This window comes from Xenorhabdus thuongxuanensis (assembly GCF_001908095.1).
GTDB lineage: Bacteria > Pseudomonadota > Gammaproteobacteria > Enterobacterales > Enterobacteriaceae > Xenorhabdus > Xenorhabdus thuongxuanensis.
Map to the genome: position 1 here is coordinate 150,552 of NZ_MKGR01000006.1, position 20,577 is coordinate 171,128.

A 20,577-nucleotide genomic window follows, 5' to 3' on the forward strand; every position below is an offset into this window, starting at 1 on the left:
ATATTTTATTTGATATGTTTTCATCCACACCAAAAAGCAGATACCAAGGTATCAAGGAGCATTCATGTTCAATATTGCATTATTTGGCGCTGGGCGAATTGGGAAGGTTCACGCTGTTAACATTGCTAACCATAAAGAAACTCACCTCTATTCTGTGATAGATCCACATCTGACAAGTGCTAAGACATTGGCACATCAATATCAGGCCAAAATACAGACTACCGAAGAAGCGATGTCAGATCCTGATGTTCATGGTGTGCTGATTGCGTCAGCAACGGACACCCATGCCGATCTGATAGAACTGGCTGCCCGACACAATAAAATGGTTTTCTGCGAGAAACCGGTTCACCTTGATCTTGAACGAGTTCATCAGTGTCTTGCGACGGTAAAAGAGTGTCAGGTTCCTCTGTTTGTCGGGTTTAATCGTCGCTACGATCCGCAATTTCGTCGGCTGAAAAACCTGTTTGATGCAGGAACGGTTGGTAAGGCAGAATCCTTACTTATTATCTCCCGTGATCCTTCCCCGCCACCCGCAGAATATGTTCGTGTGTCTGGTGGTATGTTCAGAGACATGACCATTCATGACTTAGATATGGCGCGTTTTATTCTTGGTGAGGAACCATGTGCTATTTATGCTCAGGGAAGCAATCTTGTTGACCCTGCTATAGGTACGGCTGGCGACATAGATACTGCATTTATTGTCATGAAATTTCCATCGGGGGCAATGGCAACTATCACCAATAGCCGTCGTTCTGGTTATGGTTACGATCAACGATTAGAACTACATGGTGAGAAGGGACTTCTGACTGCCGGAAATATAAAGGAAAACAGTGTGGAGTTCTGGGGAGAAAACGGTTGTACCACCGCGAAGCCAGAGCATTTCTTTTTGCAACGTTACCGTGAGGCATACATCGCAGAATGGAGCCATTTTGTTGATGTCATGGCTGGAAGGGCAATGCCTGAAACTAGTGGTATTGATGGAGAACGGGCTCTATACCTCGCAGACAAAGCGTTTGAATCCTTGCAATCCGGTAAAAAAATCAAACTATAACCATAAAATTCAATAATAAACATTGCTGGAACATTTATTTCATCAGAATTACCATATCTGTTCCAGCCACCGTAACTGTGACAGACCGTTTATCCCCAAAATAGATTTCAAGGCGTTGAAAACGGTTAATCAGGGTGGAGGATATATGTTAGCTTTTCTTTCTTTTATTGGCTTTACCTTATTGGTAGCCGGGTTTGCTTATTATAAAACGCGAAACAAACAATTAAGTGATTCGACCGAAGGTTATTTTCTTGGTGGGCGTTCCTTAACTGGAATATATATCGGTAGCTCCATGTTACTTATGAATCTGTCTACAGAACATTTGGTCGGCCTGAATGGACTGGCGTTCAGAACTGGATTAATTGTTATGGCGTGGGAAGTGATTGCGGCTCTAACTATTGCCCTATTTGCTATTTACTTCTTGCCGAAATATCTGAAATTAGGCATTTCGACCATTCCTGAATATCTTGAGCGTCGGTTTGACAAAAATACGTTGCTAATTACCTCAATTCTATTTTTGGCGATGTATGTGATCTCATTATTACCTATCGTTCTGTATACCGGCGCGATTGCTCTGGAAAGTCTGTTTCAGGTTTCCCGGGTTTTTCAGGTCGATAAAACCACGGCACTCTGGATCATGGTTTGGGGCGTGGGAGGATTGGGGGCAATTTACGCAATCTTTGGTGGGATCAAAGCGATTGCAGTGGCCGATACCATTAATGGCGTAGGCTTGATTGTGGGCGGCTTGATGGTAACGGTATTTGCCCTGTTGTATGTGGGAGATGGCAGTGTATGGAAAGGATTAAATGATGTCTATCAGACCCACCCAGAGAAGTTTAATTCCATCGGCAGTGAAGATTCACTTGTTCCATTCTCGACTCTGTTCACGGGGCTGCTTATCTCTAATATGTTCTTTTGGTGTACCAATCAATCCATTGTGCAAAAATCATTGGGCGCCAAGAACCTGGCTGAAGGGCAAAAAGGCGTAATGCTATGTGCTTTATTTAAGCTCATTATTCCTTCCATTATTATCTTACCAGGGATAATTGCATTCCATATTTTTAATGGTCAAATAGATAATCCAGATAATGCTTATCCTGCGTTAGTGCAACTGGTATTACCCAAAGTTCTGGTTGGTTTCTTTGCAGCAGTAGTTGTGGGAGCCGTATTTTCGACATTCAGCGGTGGTCTGAACTCTTCCGTGACCTTATTTACCGTCAATATTTACAAGCCGCGAATCAATCCGAATGCCACTGAAGCCAAAACGGGTTCCCCCAATTGCAGCAAAATTGGGGCTTTTGTTTGGTATGTCGGCTTACATCATTTGTCACTTTATCCTGAAATTCAATATTCACTTCTTCCATTTAGTTGGCATTCTGTTTGTCGTGAATATCATTTTCATGTTGACGATTGGGTATTTTTTCCCTGCCGAATCTTATCAGGAAGTGTATACAGAACAGGTGGATATTACACCTTGGTCGATGGTTAAACCGGCAGGGTGTCTAATTACACTGATTGTTGTCTCCATGTATATTTTCCTTGCCGAGAACGTGCCAGCTTATGTGATGGCGCTCTATTATGTATTTGCAGCCTGCATATTGGGTTATTTTTTCTACCAGACAGGCAGGGAGTTATTTCGAAAAAATAAAAGCTGATTTTCCCTGACACAACCCCTTTATTGTCCTTACTGGATTACGAATTGAAATTTAAATTTAATTTGGAATAAATGTTTCACATAAAGGGTAAGGTGTATTTACGATAAATTTCAGTTGGTTAGCTGGAGAGCATACCTAATACAGTATTTCCGCTCAGGGGTCGATTGATACGTGAAATGGTTGCTGATGTGACTGCAAAACATGCTGGCAATCAGGCAAAAGCACTCGATTTTAGGCGCTCGACAGGTGACTGGCGCGAATTAGTTGCTGATCCGAATATTGATGTTGTTGATATTTGCACGCCTACCGACGATCGCTCGTTGGATGAAACAATGGCGGTTTATAACAAGGATGTAGTGATGGTGCCAAAAGGGTATCATCCCGTGGCTACCATCGCGGGTTATGACAGTTACTACCTCAATGTTATGGCTGGCCCGACACGCAAATGGTTATTTACCTGGGAAAAAGATCATCAATGGGTTAATGGTAAAGAATATGCAGAGAAACATGCTAGCCGTTAAGTATTGCTCCCCATTCGGGGAGCAATATCATCATAGATGCATTATGCTAAACATGTTTACAAACTGACTTAAATAGCCCATAGGTTAAGCTCGCTAGCAATAATGAATTAATTGCTGGAACACCCCATTCTGCTTCCAGACCAATCACGCTGCCTATAACACTGGCAATAATGGCAGCCCAGCCGATAGTTGGCGTTTCATACGGAAGTATGCCTTGTTCTCGGCTCTCATCCAACACCTTGCGATGGGAACGCAGAATATAGTAATCAACCAACATAATTCCAATAATGGGTGGGAAAACAACGCCTAATACAGTCAGGAAATCCACAAACCGTTCCAGGATACCCAGAATAGAAAGTAGCGTTCCAAATATTCCAATCACTGCGGTTGTTGGGGGATAACGGAGTTTTTTGCCAGTAATACCCTCTACGGCGTTGATAATGCCTAATGATGAAGAATACAGGTTCAAGTCGTTGACCCTCAATGTGGAGAAAACGACAGCTAAAAGCCCCGCGCCTCCTGCGGCTTGCGACATAATAGTAACAACATCTGATGTATTCAGAGCTTTTGCGATAAGGATAGCCAAGCCATTAATCACAAATTCTCCCACAATAATGGTCAGCAAGGTGATCCCCAAAACATGCTTGCCTGATTTGGTGTAGCGAGTCAGATCAGGCGTCATTAAGCTTGCAACAATCGCACCACCCACGACAATCGTGATACCCGCACTAATGGTTAAAGTGTCACCATAATGAGGTAACTTGATAATCTCATGTAGCTGTTGACCAGTATTGCCAGATAGCACGGTAGTGGAGATATAAGCAATCAGCAAAATAAACAGAGGAACAGCGATTCTGGCGGTAAAACGCAATGCCTTAAAACCAAAGGCGACCAGTATTGTCAACAAAGTGCCAGAGAACGCCGCAGCCCAGCCAAACCCGAGTCTATCGCCGGAGGCAAAATTAAGGGAATGGGCGAAAATTGCATTTTGGATACCAAACCAGCCTAATAAGCTGATTGCAACCATGAGGCCAATTAATACAGACCCTATGCGGCCAAAACCACACCACCGAGCTAATAGGCTGCCGGATAAGCCTTCGCGCATTCCCGCAAAACCAAGCCCAAACGTGACAATACCGAAGAGCAAGCTGCCAATAAAAATAGCAATAAAGGCATCGATCAAAGCCATCGAGTCACCGAGCACAGCTCCAAGCATAAATTGATCCAATGCCGTCAACATGCCCATATGCACAATAGCCACGCTTAACAGTGATACACGTTGTGTTTGTGGTACCCGCTTTAGTGGACAGTGCTCAATTTTTAGTATCACCATCACTTTTTTTGACTTTTTTTAGAGAAATAGAACGCCTTTTTCAATTAGACGTTCTGGGATGTAGCTATCTAATTGTAGGTGTCTACAAAACTCCTCAAATTGCTGGAGTGAATGAACATTCGCTTTTTGATAGATGTTATAAACTCTATTTTCTATTGTTTTATGGCTCACGTTGTATATTTGGGCAATTTCCTTATTTGTGCGTCTTTGCAGCATGAAGAAGATGATATCCAGCTCACTACGAGTAAACAGGTCTGTAGTCGCTTCTGTGGTGAGTGTGCTGGGTTTGTGGCGATTAATGTATTTTAAGGGAGAGAGGTTATTTAGTGGTTTAGCATTCCAAACTATCCCAATGCACTCTTTTTCATCGTTATACACGGGAAATTTTTCACTGATAAAAGGGGTCAAACTGATTTTTCCATACCAATAATGTGTTTCGATAATGGAAACTCTATCTTTTGATTCCTCGGTTCTCCGGTCATGTTCTTTGAGATCTTGTGAAAATTGGTCGTCAGACCAATCAGTTGGAAATTCACAGTCTAGCTTACCTTCAATGTCAAAGTATTTTGGTGTGTTGGTGTAAAGATAAGCCGCTTTATTCATATAGATATGTCTGGAGCCCAAATCCTTAATACCCCAAGGATCGCTGAGATGTTCCATCATGGCAATTAGCCCTTTGAAATAGGGTTCATTATTTTTATAGGATAAGCTCATCTTTATCTCAAATAATTGTTAGTTTATTCATTGCAAATAAGGATGTTTATATTTATTTTTCTACTTTTATTGATTCCATATTCATCAACGTTAATTTTTCAAGGTAATTGGTAAATAGAAATCTAAAATACCGGAATAAGTCATATTTCCTCTATTTTTTTCTGCTTTTTTGCTAATCTCTCCTAAAATATAACTTACTCAATTAATATTTTCTATATTAAATAATTTTTAATTTTTATTAAATAATTGCATTCACGAAAAATTGCTATCACATTTACTGCTCAATGGCAAGGGTGTTTTTCACCCTTTCTTGTCTTTATAAAAAGAGATTAGTCTAAAAATTAATATAAATTAGCTAGTTATATATTTTTCTGGGCGTTAGTATGTATAAGAAGCAAAAAATGGAACACCTGAGAAAAAATTTACAATATTTGCTTGATTCCAGAGGGGAAACAAGAGTATCGCTCTGTGAGCAAACAGGTCTTAATCGTACAACTATTTATAATATCTTAGAAGATAGGGTTCAAAACGTTCACTCTTCCACAATACAGAAAATCTCCAATTTCTTTGGCATATCATATAGTGAAATTGAATCAACTGATATCGCAGAAAAAGAGCGTTTGGATGGGATCGTTTCTTATGAAGGGAACATGAATCCCTGTGCTGTTCCATTATTTATGCAATCTGAATGTATTACTTCTGAATTTTTGGACGGTAAAATAGGCTCCCTAATTGTTGGCAGGCAACTGACCTATTATTTTGGCACAGGGCCTAATATTGTTGCCGTTTTACTTGAGGATGATTTATCAGGTAAACATAATGAAGGAGATTTATTAATAATCAGGAGAGGTAATTACCAGAATAACAATCCTAAACTAGGTTTCGATCCAAAACAGCAGCAGTTTCATCTCAAAGAATCGAATAGAGAGAATCTGGATAATTGGATAATCATTGGAGATATAGTGGAAGAACGGTTTAGATATGGGAAAACCCCCTTGTCACATAGATTTATCATGTGAATATTTATACAACTTAGTGGTTAATAACCATGTTATATATGAGGTAAATAATATGCTTGTTTTTTGCCTTGCTATTGACAACAGATATATCATGGTTTAAATAATATTTAATAATATCAGTAAGTTAATTTTATTTATTTGTTTTTTTGTTTATTCATCATTAAATAATGACACACTTGTTCATCATAAAAATCAACATTTGTGTTTTTATATGTTGATTTTGATATTTGTCTGGTGTATTAATTTCATTATCAAAACATAAGATAAAATTTATATTTTGTCTGAACATTAGATTAGGGAGACACTTCTCCTTCTATGCAGACAAATTATTTTCGTTATTTTGAATTAAAATGTTACTCGCCCACACCAGGGCAATGTATAGTAGCCAGTCTCTTAATCGGAGGTATCTGATTAAGAGACTGGAACTATCATCAAGCCAATATATACAAGCTAACTTAGCAATAACTTACAAGACGTCTTACGCTAGGGGCAGGTAAATATCAGTGACAGCTTCGGCTTCAGTCACGGTTGGAAACAACTTTACCCGTTCAAAAAATAGTGGAAAATCCCGAACTTCTTGATTGTGTTCTGATAACCAATTTGTATACAAATAATTGACTATGGAGGTTATTCCATCATCTGAGCCAGTGTATCTAATATAAGCACATTTTCCTGATGGAATGGTCTTTAGTATGATTTTTGCGTTCTTAACCTCAAACTTCGACGAAACTTCTACACATAAATCAAACTGATATTCTTGTGGAGCAATGTTTGCAGGATCTGCATAAACAAGATTAAAAGTTCGGTAACGCTCTGGGGATAATTTGTTACTTATTCTCCACTCCTTGAACTCCCTAATTGTGTTGCCAATATTTGATGGTGAACCTTTGTGTTCCATAACTGCCACAGTGGTTTCTGGAAAATTGACGATTTTTACTTCAACAAGAGATAATTTCTCATATCGATTACTGAATTATCGTTATATGCCAGCTCATAAATAGCTCTCTTCAATCGAATTTGCCTGATATATGCAGCAGCACCGATACCATAATTTGCGGAAAATAATCTGTGAAAGTGGTACTTGGAACAAGCTGCAATGTTACTCAAACTTTCTCCATCCATATGTGTATCGATATGTTTATCAATGTAATGGAGAAGGGCATTTAATCGTTGTTTAATCATCGTCATATATCCAACCTATCTGGTACAAGGGGATGTTATATAGTCTCCTGTAGCAGGACATGACAATTATTGCTGACTTATATCTTTCATGGAGGTTTCTGCCAATAAATAGTCTCTTTTCGAGGTTTATTTATTGCACCATATTTAGATACAAAACAGGCGGAAATAAAAAACAATCCAATAACAAATATTGCCATTTTAAATTAATTTATTGATTTAAAATGGAATTATTTTTCTGGATTGACGTTGGCAATAATTATAGTATTGATAATTATCATCAATGGTAATCATAAATTTGAGTTATTTTGACTATGGAAAATTTTTTTCCACAGCCATATAGATATCGTTAGTTAATGTGGATTAACCATCTTACTAATATGTTTTTTTTCCAATAATATGAGAATGGAATCACATGATGGGAGCTGCGATTGATAAGGACAATATATCTGCCGATACGTTGTCTTCTGCCCTTGACTGTTGTCGACTATTGTTGCAGTTGATTAAAGGTGAAGCTCAAGAAACACCTTCTTTATCCTCTGATAGCAAGCTGAAATTTGCAGTAAAAGAATACGGTAAAATACATAATGTTGATATGGCATTATGCCGTTTAAAATTCCATAAGCTAACACCAAAACAACTACCTTTAGCCTTTCGAGACAAACAGGGAGGATTTGTTGTATTAGTACGCCTTTCTCCTGATCAGGCTCTGACCCAGTCTCCTTATTCCGCTTCACCTGAAGTACTTCCCATTGATGAGCTTGAAGCCAGATGGAGTTGTGAAGTGATCCAGTTGCGGGAAGGTTGCCACAGGTTCGATGTTTCCTGGTTTATTCCTGCCTTTATTCATCACCGCCACCTCCTCGGTGAGATACTGATTTTCTCCCTGATGCTGCAACTACTCGCTCTTGCGGCTCCTTTGCTTTTTCAGGTAGTGATGGACAAGGTGTTGGTACACAGGGCATTGTCCACCCTGGACGTGCTGGTGATAGTGCTAATAGTGGTAGGGGTGTTCGAGGTGATACTCCGAGGGTTGCGTGAATACCTGTTCGCTCATACTGCTAACCGTATCGATATTGCCTTGGGCGTTAAACTATTCCGGCATTTGCTGGGTTTGCCTCTGCTCTATTTTAAGCACCGACAGGTAGGCGCTATCATCACTCGGGTGCAAGAGCTTGACAGTATTCGTGACTTTTTGACGGGCTCTATGCTGACCTTATGCGTGGATGTCGCATTCACCTTTGTTTTCTTCGGGGTAATGGCCTGGCTGTCATTGCCTCTAACTTGTGTGGTGCTGGCGTTATTACCCCTCTATTTCTTATTGGCCTGGCTGAGTTCTAAACCACTGCAACAGCGGATTGAACAGCAGTTCCAGACTGCGGCCTGCAATACCTCCTTTTTGAACGAATCTGTTAGCGGTGTCGAAACCATCAAGAGCTTGGCAGTGGAGCCAAATATGCAGCGACGGTGGGAGTCCCAGACTGCAAATATGGTTGAAGCTAGTTTTCGTACTCAGGTTCTTAATAGTTTCGTCAGCCACGGGGTAATGTTGCTACAGAAGGTAACGAGTGTCGGGATTATCTGGTTAGGGGCGAATATGGTTATTGCTCTGGAGCTTACCATTGGTCAGCTAATCGCGTTCAATATGATGGTGTCACACATCAGCCAACCTATCGCTAAACTGATCGACCTGTGGCAGCAGTTTGTCCTGACCAGAGTCGCTGTTGACAAACTAGGCGACATGCTCAATCTGCCTGTTGAGCAGGCACAGGGAGATATTTATCCCCAGACGCCGCTCAACGGTGATTTACAGCTGCGTAATTTGGTGTTCCGTTATCAACCCGATCAAGAGCCTGTATTGAAAGGGATAACTCTGCATATCAGCGCTGGCGAGTCCTTGGGAATAGTCGGTCCTTCTGGCTCAGGAAAAAGTACTCTGGCCCGCCTGCTACAGAGACTTTATGCTCCAGATGGAGGAGAGATCTTGATCGATGGCATTCCTCTACATCAACTAAATCCTACCTGCCTACGTAGCCAGATCGGGGTTGTGTTGCAGGAGAATTACCTGTTCAACCGCAGTGTGCGCCATAACATTGCACTCAAGAATCCCACTGCTTCGTTGGAGGAAGTGATAACAGCAGCCAAATTAGCGGGTGCTCATGATTTTGTCCTCCAGTTACCTCTGGGTTATGACACTGTGCTGGCTGAGGCGGGTAGCTCTCTGTCCGGGGGGCAGCGCCAACGTATTGCTATCGCTCGGGCGCTGATAGCTAATCCCAAGATTTTGATTTTTGATGAGGCGACAAGCGCCCTTGATGATGAGTCTCAAGCCTTAATCCAGGCCAACATGGCTGAGATTTCTCAGGGACGCACCGTTATCACCATTGCTCACCGCCTGTCTACGGTGCGTGATTGTGACCGCATAATCACTTTAGAACAGGGCCAGATCACTGAATCGGGCAGCCATCACCAGTTGCTGGTTAAGGAGGGTTGCTACGCCAGACTGTGGCAGTTGCAACAGGAATTACGGAAGGAGGTTGTGTGATGGCATTAAAGCACCTGAAATCCACCTTTTTGATCTGGCGTCAAGAACGTTGTTCACCCAAGGCACCGAAGCGTACCCGTGACGAATACGAGTTTCAACCTGGCTACCTGGAGATCGTCGAACGTCCTCCAGCACCTTGGGCAAGGTTCACTGCGGTGGCACTGACTCTGATACTTCTAATCGCTTTAATCTGGTCAATTGTTGGTCGTCTGGATATTCATGCGAATGCTGTGGGAAAACTACTTGTGTCCAGCAATTCAAAGGTGATTCAGCCCCTTGAAGTCGGTGAAATTGCGGAGATATTGGTTCGCGACGGCCAGAGAGTAAAAGCGGGAGATGTACTTATCAAACTCAACACCATAGGCGTTGAAGCCGAATTGAAGGAGTTGCAGGAGCAGCTTAACTTCAAACAGTTGGAGCAGGCGAGGTTACGGGCCCTGTTGACCGATGCCCCTATCGAACATTTTGTGGTTCCGCAAAGTACGCCGCCAGCACAGGCCGTGCAGGCGAGAGAACATCTGGCGAGTACCTGGAAAGAAGTGGTTGCCAATCTAAAAAGTTTGGATGGCGAAATGAAGGTTAACCAAGCGAACCAATATGCTCGTCGTGCTGATATCTCCGCGTTGGAGGATCTTGCTGTCAATATCAAGGTGCGCCTTGAAGCGCACCGAATTCTGGCCACCAAGAAATTGTTATCAAAAGTTGAGCTATTGGGGCAAGAGAGAGAAAGGCTGGAAGTAGAACGTTCTCTTTCTCAACAACATGCCGAATTGACTGTCCTTGAACAGCAATATCAGGGATTGCAGGAAAGGCGAGAGCACTATCTGGCCAAGATCAACCGTGAATATTATGACCAATTGAATGAAGCGCAGGCTGCAATTGCTGTTATGACACAGCAGTTAATTAAAACCCGTGAGAGATTGCGCTTGTATACCCTGCGGGCACCAGTCGATGGTGTGGTGCAGCAATTGGCGATCCACACGCTGGGGGGCGTAGTGCAATCAGCCCAACAACTGATGGTGATAGTCCCTGATGATACGCTCTTTGAAGCCGAAGTGATGGTATTGAACAAGGATGTGGGGTTTGTGCACGCTGGTCAATCGGTAGAAATTAAAGTCGATGCCTTCCCTTATACCCGTTATGGCACCGTACGGGGTAAGGTAGCTCATGTCTCTAAGGATGCAGTTAAGGATGAGCAACTGGGGCTGGTATTTCCGGCACGGGTTCGAATGGAACGAACCTTTATCGCAGTGGATGTGAGCGAAGTTGCATTACAAGCAGGTATGAGTGTTACCGCTGAAATCCGTACCGGGGATAGACGGGTGATCGATTACTTGATCAGCCCGCTGCAACAGTACCAGTCCGAAGCATTGAGGGAACGATAATGCCAACCATCGAATCTATCCTATTAGAGCCATCTAACGGAGACGAGTCCACAGTAGTAGATAGTGGTTTTTTGGCTCTGGCCTACGCCGCTCACCATTTCAATGTGGCGGTGGAGCCGAAGTTATTGAGTCACCGTCTCGGACGTACCCAAGGGAGCACGGACTACCAAGATCTTTGCCGTTGTGCCCAGTGGATCGGTTTGAGGGCTCGCTATATCACCACAGATATGAGCCGTCTCGAACATCTTCCCCTGCCTGTCTTATTGGATACAGAACAAGGTTGGTTAGTACTGGAAAGGGTTGAAGGCGAGTTTGTTGTCTTGTATCAGCCAAATCTGGGTAAAGAGAAGCACTATCCCCGGACTATTCTCGCCGACCACTGGCAAGGCAGGGTTGTGTTGCTGGCGGAAGCGGCTGAGCAACCGAAACGACAGAAGTTCGGCTTTAGCTGGTTTATGCCTTCCATTCGTAAACATGCCGCTCAGTTCAGAAACGTTCTCCTCGTGTCTTTGATGCTACAGTTGATTGCCTTAGTCACTCCCATGTTGTTCGAGAATGTGATCGATAGGGTTTTGGTCAGTCGCAGCCTGTCAAGTCTACAGGTGCTAGGGTTTGCCATGCTGATCCTGGCCGTGTGCGAGCCTGTTTATAGTTTCCTCCGCTCCTGGCTGTTCGCTAACCTTGCCAGTAAAGTCAATTCTGAGCTCTCCAGTCGTCTCTATCAGCACTTAATCGCCCTGCCAATGGACTATTTCCGGCAGCGTCAGACGGGAGAAATTATTGCCAGAGTGCGCGAAATGAGTCAGATACAACAGTTTCTTACCGGTTCTGCACTGACGATGGTACTGGATTTAGCTTTTGTCGGCTTGTTTGTGGCGGTGATGTTTTTCTATGCCCCTGAGCTAACATGGCTGGTACTCGGCTCTCTGGTGCTCTATTTCCTATTCTGGATGGTAGTTGGGCCTGTGCTGCGTGCCCGTGTGTTGCGGGAATATGAGTTAAGGGCTGACAACACCGCTTTCCTGATCGAATCAGTGACCGGCATTGAAACGATTAAGACTAGCGCTACTGAGGCGGGTTTCGCGCGCCGTTGGGAGCACCAGCTATCTGCGTTTGTTCGTTCCTCGTTTCGCGCCAAAGTGGTAGGACTCCTCGCCGGACAAGGGATAGGGCTGATCCAGAAACTGACCTCCGCCCTGTTACTGTGGTGGGGAGCTATTATGGTGATGGAGGGAAAACTCAGTTTGGGGGAGCTGGTGGCCTTTAATATGCTTTCTGAGCACGTTACCCAACCGATCCTGCGTTTAGCCCAAATCTGGCAGGATTTTCAACACACTTTAATCTCACTGAACCGGCTCGGTGACATCCTCGATGAAGAGGAAGAAAGCGGTAGCGGAGGTCTGGCTTCAATCCCCAGATTACAGGGTGGGGTGAGCTTCAGAGGTGTGCGCTTTCGCTACAATGAGGAAGGTCAGGAAGTATTGCGTAACCTCAATATCGAAATTAGTCCTGGTGAATTTGTTGGTATTACCGGGCCATCAGGTTCGGGCAAATCAACCCTGACACGGTTGTTACAGCGCCTTTATATTCCCCAGCATGGACAAGTATTAGTAGATGGGATCGACTTGGCAATTGCAGATCCGGTAGAGCTGCGTCGCAACATGAGTGTCGTACCACAAGAGAGTTTACTGTTTTCAGGCTCGGTCGCAGAAAATATCCGCCAATGTCGACCGCAAGCCAGTGATGCTGAAGTTATTCAGGTAGCAACTTTGGCTGGGGCAGACGAGTTTATTCGCAACCTGCCACAAGGATATAACACCCAAGTTGGTGAGAAGGGAGCACTCCTGTCTGGTGGGCAGCGTCAGCGCATCGCTCTGGCCAGAGCCTTGCTCACTAATCCCGGTATTTTGCTGCTGGATGAGGCCACAAGTGCCTTGGATTATGAATCGGAAGCGGCGGTGATAGCTAACTTGCAGCACATTGCTCAAGGTCGCACTGTGATCAGTGTTGCTCATCGCCTCAATACCTTGCGCCATGCTGATCGGATTTTGGTACTCGATCAGGGGCAAGTTGTTGAGCAGGGTAGCCACGAGCAATTGCTCGCTTTAGGCGGGCTCTATGCCCGACTGTGGGCCTTGCAGATGAAAGAAAAAGTAACCCCGTAAAGATCATCAGTAGGATTTTTTTATAAGGAGAATTGTCATGCCCAATAACAGCAATCAATCGCTGCTTATGTCTGCTCAGGCGGTATCCCGTCAAGGTAGCGCTGATATCCAACAGTTTGCTAGCAATCCTGAGTTATTTGCGAAATCCAACACTATCAGTGCTGAGACACTGGTTAGAGCAGGACGACTTCCGGCAGAGGGAAACGCCAAATTGGTAAAAGTTAAGTCAGGCGTATATGAGATCGAATACTCTGATCGAAGCTCGAATGAGATAGCAAGGAGTGATGCTAACAGCGTACCAGCCTATTTCCTTGGCTACAACGGTGCAAACCAGGCTAATGTGTTGCCGGCCTATGTAGACATTCCCAAGCATACAATTCCGGGAAGTTTTCTGTTCACTGGATCGTTGTCAGGATGTTCACTGGTGGTGACCGATCTTAATGCTGATACTTACCGAGTCTATCACGACGGACGAGTCAACAGTTCGCTGCTATACGATAACGTGGTCATGGCAGTGGATTTTAAGGATTATCAGGTAGCAAACACTGCTGAAGGTCTCGCCGCGGCATATATGCAATACGTTGAGGGTCAATGGCAATTGGTATTCCAACGCCAGGAGTATCAGCGAGAAGGTCAGGATATTTGGCCGAAATTGCGCAGTGGTGAGGAACCGATATTGATCCAGAACGCTGACAGTCAAGCGACTGAGCGTAACAAGGCTCAATTCGCTACTTATCGTAAGGAAATTCATCAAAAACTCAAAAAGATTGCTGCTCAGTTTGGTGTGTCCGTTGAAGGGGTTTCTAGTAGTGTATATGAACAGGGAGAATTTTCTCCTCATCATCCGGCAATTTCTGCGTGGATTGGGTTGCGTAATAAGATCCAAGAGGCGATAGGAGCAGAAACTCAGCAGTTGGTAGATGAAAGAAGTGCACTCTATGAGGTTCGGAGAAACACCAGAAACAGTTCTAAGATTGCTCAGATTGATGAACAGATAAAGTATATCAATATCACACTGGAGTACTACAAGGAAAAATACGATTCGGTTTTGCGCGAAGTGTTCTCTGTCGAACAAAGCTGGTTATGGCAGCAAATCAAGTTCAAGAACGGTATAGATGCAGTGGTGCGTATTGATGATACATCTATTCAGGGCGGCGGTCAGGAACGCGACTATAACGTGGGTGAGCGTTATGCTATTGCCGAAGCCTACCAGCGGAGTGGACCGAGGGGTATTGAGTTCACCGATGGATTACAGAACTTTCAGGATACTACCATTCCAGGTTTTAACGATGGAATGTCAATCCTGGAGATGAAAAAACTGTTTCTTGACAGCCCGCTTACCCCTAAACAGCGGGGAGCTTTGAGTGGTCGTATCACTGAAGTTAGCCGGGCTGAATATATCGACAAAGTATTGAAGCAGACAGCGGTGTTCAGCGAGGACTTTCAGAGTGCCGGTAGCAGCTTCAGTCGTCTGATACCCCAAGATTTTTATCTGTCGTTGGTTGGAGATGCATCTGGTGGTCGCTGTTATCCCCTGGTCAGAGCTATGGCGGTAGCACTAGCCAGCGGTGGTGAAGCAAGTATCAATAGTCTGGTGGAGAAACTCTTCTTTGCCGCGGCTTCCCCTCAGGCTGGCAGTTCCACGCTGCTAAAAAACAGTCTGGTAAGACTGCACTCTAATATTGAGGCCAGTCAAGCGTCAAAAGCTCTGGAAGAGAAGGTTACCTTGTCTAAGGTTGTTTCTTTGTTGAAGGAAGCGACGGGCACTTCGACGTTCGCCCTTAATACCCAAAACCATGCCATGATGGTGGGGAGCACTGTCGGAGTTAAAGGGCGTCGTTACTATTTCTATGATCCAAATTTCGGGATTTTCGCATTCGATAATTCAGCCAATCTCTTACATGCGATGGAAAAACATTTAGTCAAGCGTGGCTTGGCTGTTCACTACAGTGCGTTTGGTAGTAAGTCTGCTCCTACCTTTAATCTGGTGGAGATCGATCCCACCAAGATGGCAAGAGTACCTGTAGGCAATGGCTTAAATGTTGCTGACTTGATCCGTCCCGACGAACTTGCCACTGTGATAGAACAACGACAATGGGTCAAGCAAGCGGTCAATGCCCAAGTAAAAATTGCTGAGGATGCTCAGTTACGCACCGCATTGACTACCCTTGATACTGAGCAGTGGGGGGCAAAATTCGACAAGGCCATTACAAAGCTTACTCAGGAAAATAATCTTGACCAGCGTTGGATGCCAGTAATTAGCAGTATTGAGGAGCAGGGGGAAGGCCGTTACAGTATCCAATTCATCAATCGCGATCACCTGGAGAAGACGCGTTTGGTGAACAGCAATGATGCCACTTTTTTCGAATTCCGTCGTTTCGTTGATGAACATATCCTCACTTTGGACAAGCATTTTAACCTTGAGCGCGGCCAGTTACGGTTCAATGGAATAAGCGGTGAGGCAGCTCCGGTTGATGGCCTGAATGCTGGATTTGCAGTACAGACGCTAATCCAGTGGTTTGCTGACAAGAAGCGCAACGATGCGGCACATGGGAGTACTTCGCCTGATCTGGCCACCGCACTTAAGATCCATAGTTACCTTAACTACGCCCAGATGATTCACGCAGGAGCGAACGATGTCACCAACGTTATCAAGTTGGTGCGCACGGCATTACGTGGTGAAGTGATGGTTGCTGAAACCTCACTCAATCAGTTTTCTTCAACTCTGGCTCATACCGCTAATGAAGGCATAGGCGTGCTTCTTGGTGGGGCTCTGGTTGGGTTGGATGCCTATGAGCTCGCCCATGCCGAAACGGATACACAGAAGGCTGTGTTCGGAACCCAGCTAGCGTTCGATTCAGCCAGTTTCGTTACAGGTACTGCCGGGGTTGGTGCAGGGCTGGTTGGCGCCTCGACGGCCTCTGCTGTACTTGGTGGCGCAGGAGTGATCCTTGGCGGGCTCGCAGTGGGCTTTACCGCGCTGGCGCAAGCGTTTGGTGCTGTTGCTGAGGATGTTAAGGCGGTAGGCCGTTACTTCGATACGCTCGACAAGGCTTACAAGGGCAATGGCTATCGGTATGACAGCGAGAAGAAGGTGTTGATACCATTAGCCGGCGCTGTGATTAAGACTCTGGATTTACGCAATAATCAGATTGACTTTGACAGTCAGTACATTTATCGCACCCATTCAGGCCCTACTGGTTCAGGAAAAATCAATTATTTCTTCTGGATCGGCGATTTTCCCAAGATGGTTCATGATCGCAGCCAGGCGATCGAGGTACGTAGCGGAATCGGTTACAAGGATGTTTCTCATAAACTTGATCACAGTGATAGCAGCGTACTCATCCTGCCGGGGACACCTAAATCCTTCATCAGGTACGAATATATGCAACTTCCTGGTGCAACAACACGTCACGATACGGGTTTTGATGTTATTCGCAGACTCGAAGAGGATAAACGCTTCGATTACGATTTCTACATCTTCCCAGGTGAAGCGACGATCCGCAGGATTCATCAGGAGTATGTAGCAACGCCGATCGAAGTGGTGCTCGATCAACACCACAGGAAACTGATAGTGCCTGAGCTCCCCAAGGAACTGCAAGGCTATCTGCATTACGAAATCAAGGGGGCAGGAGGTGAGTACCTGATAGGGTTGAATGAAGGCACCAGCGTGAAGCTCATCAGTGATGTCACCAATGCGGATGGCAGTAGTAATGTACCGTCGCGCTGGATCATCGATAGCAGCCAGCTCGCCAGTGATACTATCAGCGTTTCGAAAAACCGACTGGTAGTCGGTGGCGTAGTGGTCGAACTCGATCCCTCTCAAAATGGTCAGGTATTGATAGTTAACGGCAAGAATGAAGTTAGTGAAGTCGATTTTTCCAATCTGACAACTCAGGTGATAAGCGAGGATGCGAGCAAGTGGCAAGTACCTGGACAGCAAATTGAGCAACACTTAAATGATCTGGCCAAGGCGCATCAGTTACACGGGCAGTATGTGGTAGTGGAGAACTACAATCACAACGGGCATGATGTTGGCCGGGCTTTCTATGACGTCTCCAACAAGCGAATGCTGTTCACCGATACTACTCACGAAAAAGCTAAACATGCCCAATTGGGGGCAGTAATGGGCGACCATGCTTATTTCTATGATGCCGATAATGCGGTAGCGTGGAGGGTAGACATTGCCACTGGACAAGTCAACGCGCAGTTTGAGCCATGGTTCAACCAGAATGCTGGCCAGATCAGTCGGTTATGGCAAGAAGGAGATGCGGTCTATCTGGCGCGCCGTTATCAGTTGAAGGAGAGAGAAGCTGAGTTGGGCTACCGGATCGTCGGTGACCGAATGGAGTTAGTGAGTGTGGTGGGTGATGATGAGTTACTCCAGCTTTCCGCACGCACAGATCGGCATGATGAAGAACTTAAGACTATACTTCAGGGTTACAAGAGCAATAGCACTCAACGTGAAACTTCGGTGTATACATTGGGTGATCGGCTGATCGAACCGACCAGTGCCGAGTTGGTCACCCTATTCGGTACGGATGCAGCCGGTGTGGCACACCGCTATTGGATACGTACCAGTGATGGAACACTGATTAAACCGAATCTGGCACCACCGAAAGAACAAACCTTGTACTTTAAAGAGTACGAACAGACTCGCAGTGCCTGGCAGATCCCGGCTGATCTCGTGTTAGCGGGGAGTATTTCCCATCCCTCTGGCACGGAAGTGTTTTTCTTCTACAGTAAAGAGCAGAATGCTTTGTTCCGTCAGGAAGGTCCAGGTCAGGCTGTTCTTGATGCTAATCAACCCACTGCCTTGCGCATCAACACACCACCGTTAGCCAATGTAGTCAACCTGAATGGTAACCTGCTCGCTATCACCGAGGATGGGCGCGTAGCGCAACTTGATGCATTGGGGCAGCTTAGCTACGAAGCAGTTAACGAGCATTGGCTCAAGGGGCATACCCACTGGTGGCAGGATCTGGCTAGTGTCACAAATAGCGGGGCCACTCTGGCAGTATTTGGAGTCAAAGGCACTGACGGCAAAAGCTTGTTGCCCGTGTGGTATCACAATGGACAAGTTGTGATGGCTTCAGCAATGCTACAGAGTAAATCACTACAATTTCTGGGGTTCGAAGCTGATGGTACTTCTGCACGGCTCTTTGAACCTGAAAGTGGTAAGCTATATCGCCAGCCAACTATGGCTACGAAAGCATTGGCTGATGCTTTTGACTCCGGCTTCGTACTTAATGCTTCGGCACAACTTCCTGTTGCCAGTGAGTTGACACCTGAGTTGTCTCTTAAGGCGGCGCAACAGGTAGATGCTGGCATACGTCTGATCACAGTCAAGGGCGAGATCCTGGTACGAGCTAATAACGGTGAATTGCGGTTAATCGGCGTTGACAAAGATTGGCACCAGAATAATGCGGCTCACTTGTCACAGGCACTGACTGAACTTGCCAATCAATGGCATGCCAAAGGGGTTCTGACCTTGCAGAATAACAATATGCAAGACTGGTTTGATGTTGACAGCGGTCAGATATTTTCAGGGAATGGAATTCCTGCCTCAGGCAATTTGCGTTTTCTGGGAATCGATGCCAAAAATAAAGCGGCGTATGTGTATAACCAACTGACTCAGGAGTTATACCAGAGCGATAGTAGTGGGGTAAAAATACTCAATAAATCTATTGGAATAGAGCGAATCAATTCGTCCTTATTACTCCAAGGAGGTGAGGCCAGTGATAATCTAACGTTACCGATTATTGATGGTATCGATAGTCTGGTGCTGTATGGTGGGGCCAATCACGATACCTATCAGCTCAGTAAAGAGATGTGGACTCATTACCGTACGGTGATCATCGATAATGACGATCAGGGACAATCTTTAGATCGTCTGATCTTACCGCTAGCCAATCCGGAAAGTATTCTCGTTAACCGACACGATGACGACCTGATGTTGACTGATTCCAGCACTGGAACAGCATTGGTGGTACGTCAGGTATTTGGTAACCAGGCCAAATCTCATCAGCATTTACATATTAATCTGGCGGGCGTTACTTCGATGATTGACGTGGCGCATCTAGTTGAGAGCATGAGTAAACAAGAAGATACTCATAATATGTTAGTGGATTTATCCTGGGTCAGTAGGCAGCCAGATATTGCCGCTCATACCGTCACTCCTGTTTTAGAGGCGGAAAGCCCGAGTCTGGTCAAGCTGAGCGAGGCTATGGCTTCATTCCCTGATATCGGCGGTGCTTATGAGCAGCTACAGCAAAATATACAACCTGCTAAGGTTGGACAGCCGCTTTTGTTGCCTAATTCCAAATCTGTCATAGGGTAAGAACAAGAAATAATAGGAGAGGCTAAATGCCTCTCTTGTTTCTGTGTTCCAAGTGTTTTTAGTCGCTGAGGAACCACAAAGAATTTTTGAAAGAATGAAGTAGAGAAGTTCTATTTCTCTTCCTTTTTTGGCCTTTATGCAGTTGATTTTTTGCGGGTGACATTCCAACGGGGAAGCAGTTACAGGCTTCTTTCAACCATCGCAACGATGACTGCGAACAGTTCTTTTTCCGCTTGGGTAGCAGTGATGTCATCGTTAGCGGCTGCATAGGATAATACTTCTGCTGCACCAAGCATTGCCCAGAGGCTTGCAGTTGTAATAGTTCCTCCTTTGGTATATGGGGTCAGTGTTATCCGGCATTTTTCTATAAAAATTTTTGCATATTCGTGCTTGATTTTTTCCAGCTCAGGGGAACCGGCTAAGGCGGCAATAATACTGGGTATTTCACGTCCCTGATGAAGTACACAATTGACATAAGATGACGCAATAACAGCGGCTTTTTTTTCCAGAATGGGCTCGCTTTGTTCAATAGCAGCGTCCATGATAGCCGTTTGTCGATTATCGAACTGGGCTTGTTGGATATTGAAGGTTCCACTGTCACGATTGATGCAATGGGCTGTCAGTACAAAATCGCTGATCAGATTGTCGGGGAGCAGGCTGATTATGTTCT

Annotated in this window: 12 protein-coding genes and 1 pseudogene; 8 read left to right on the forward strand and 5 right to left on the reverse strand. The window is 44.9% G+C overall.

Annotated features, from left to right (window positions below; genetic code table 11):
- Positions 1 to 64 precede the first annotated feature (64 nt).
- The 3 genes and pseudogenes from iolG to Xentx_RS06220 all read left to right on the forward strand — a co-directional run.
- Entirely contained in the window at positions 65 to 1,051 is a 987-nt protein-coding gene (gene iolG / locus Xentx_RS06210; RefSeq protein ID WP_074019399.1) for an inositol 2-dehydrogenase, read from the forward strand.
- A 145-nt stretch (positions 1,052 to 1,196) separates the two neighbouring features.
- Positions 1,197 to 2,540, forward strand: coding sequence for a solute:sodium symporter family transporter (locus Xentx_RS06215; RefSeq protein WP_244149828.1), 1,344 nt, complete (start codon positions 1,197 to 1,199; stop codon positions 2,538 to 2,540).
- A 471-nt stretch (positions 2,541 to 3,011) separates the two neighbouring features.
- Positions 3,012 to 3,227 (forward strand): annotated as a pseudogene (locus Xentx_RS06220) (5-deoxy-glucuronate isomerase); the annotation flags it as partial.
- 46 nt (positions 3,228 to 3,273) lie between these two features.
- Here Xentx_RS06220 and Xentx_RS06225 read toward each other — a convergent pair.
- Together Xentx_RS06225 and Xentx_RS06230 are read right to left on the reverse strand one after the other, a co-directional pair.
- On the reverse strand, positions 3,274 to 4,554 hold the full coding sequence (locus Xentx_RS06225; RefSeq protein ID WP_139292439.1) for a cytosine permease: 1,281 nt from the start codon (positions 4,552 to 4,554) through the stop codon (positions 3,274 to 3,276).
- 24 nt (positions 4,555 to 4,578) lie between these two features.
- A complete protein-coding gene (locus Xentx_RS06230; protein WP_074019401.1) occupies positions 4,579 to 5,274 on the reverse strand; it encodes a helix-turn-helix transcriptional regulator in 696 nt (231 codons plus the stop codon).
- A 383-nt stretch (positions 5,275 to 5,657) separates the two neighbouring features.
- Here Xentx_RS06230 and Xentx_RS06235 point away from each other — a divergent pair, with 383 nt between their 5' ends.
- Entirely contained in the window at positions 5,658 to 6,293 is a 636-nt protein-coding gene (locus tag Xentx_RS06235; protein ID WP_074019402.1) for a helix-turn-helix domain-containing protein, read from the forward strand.
- 478 nt (positions 6,294 to 6,771) lie between these two features.
- Here the strand turns inward: Xentx_RS06235 and Xentx_RS06240 are convergent, their stop codons facing one another.
- Positions 6,772 to 7,224 carry an AraC family transcriptional regulator gene (locus Xentx_RS06240; protein WP_279625081.1) on the reverse strand — a complete coding sequence of 151 codons (453 nt, stop codon included), beginning with the start codon at positions 7,222 to 7,224 and terminating at the stop codon, positions 6,772 to 6,774.
- 2 nt (positions 7,225 to 7,226) lie between these two features.
- Complete coding sequence (locus Xentx_RS06245) at positions 7,227 to 7,481, reverse strand: helix-turn-helix domain-containing protein (protein ID WP_074019404.1); 255 nt, start codon at positions 7,479 to 7,481, stop codon at positions 7,227 to 7,229.
- A gap of 406 nt (positions 7,482 to 7,887) precedes the next feature.
- Between Xentx_RS06245 and Xentx_RS06250 the strand changes: the two genes are divergently transcribed.
- Genes Xentx_RS06250 through Xentx_RS06265 form a run of 4 tightly spaced genes read left to right on the forward strand, consistent with a single transcriptional unit; the run spans position 7,888 to position 19,907 of the window.
- Complete coding sequence (locus tag Xentx_RS06250) at positions 7,888 to 10,017, forward strand: type I secretion system permease/ATPase (RefSeq protein ID WP_083600892.1); 2,130 nt, start codon at positions 7,888 to 7,890, stop codon at positions 10,015 to 10,017.
- Positions 10,017 to 11,402: an HlyD family type I secretion periplasmic adaptor subunit gene (locus tag Xentx_RS06255; RefSeq protein WP_083600893.1), complete on the forward strand. Its 1,386-nt coding sequence runs from the start codon at positions 10,017 to 10,019 to the stop codon at positions 11,400 to 11,402. The genes Xentx_RS06250 and Xentx_RS06255 overlap by 1 nt, the downstream gene beginning before the upstream one ends.
- On the forward strand, positions 11,402 to 13,567 hold the full coding sequence (locus tag Xentx_RS06260) for a type I secretion system permease/ATPase (RefSeq protein ID WP_074019407.1): 2,166 nt from the start codon (positions 11,402 to 11,404) through the stop codon (positions 13,565 to 13,567). Before Xentx_RS06255 ends, Xentx_RS06260 begins: the two co-directional genes overlap by 1 nt.
- A 37-nt stretch (positions 13,568 to 13,604) precedes the next feature.
- Positions 13,605 to 19,907, forward strand: a complete 6,303-nt coding sequence (locus Xentx_RS06265; protein WP_083600894.1) for a TcdA/TcdB pore-forming domain-containing protein — start codon at positions 13,605 to 13,607, stop codon at positions 19,905 to 19,907.
- A 179-nt stretch (positions 19,908 to 20,086) separates the two neighbouring features.
- On the opposite strand, the gene Xentx_RS06270 is transcribed toward Xentx_RS06265, so the two are convergent.
- Positions 20,087 to 20,577: TetR/AcrR family transcriptional regulator (locus Xentx_RS06270; RefSeq protein WP_208607544.1), on the reverse strand; the 491-nt coding region annotated here is incomplete at its 5' end.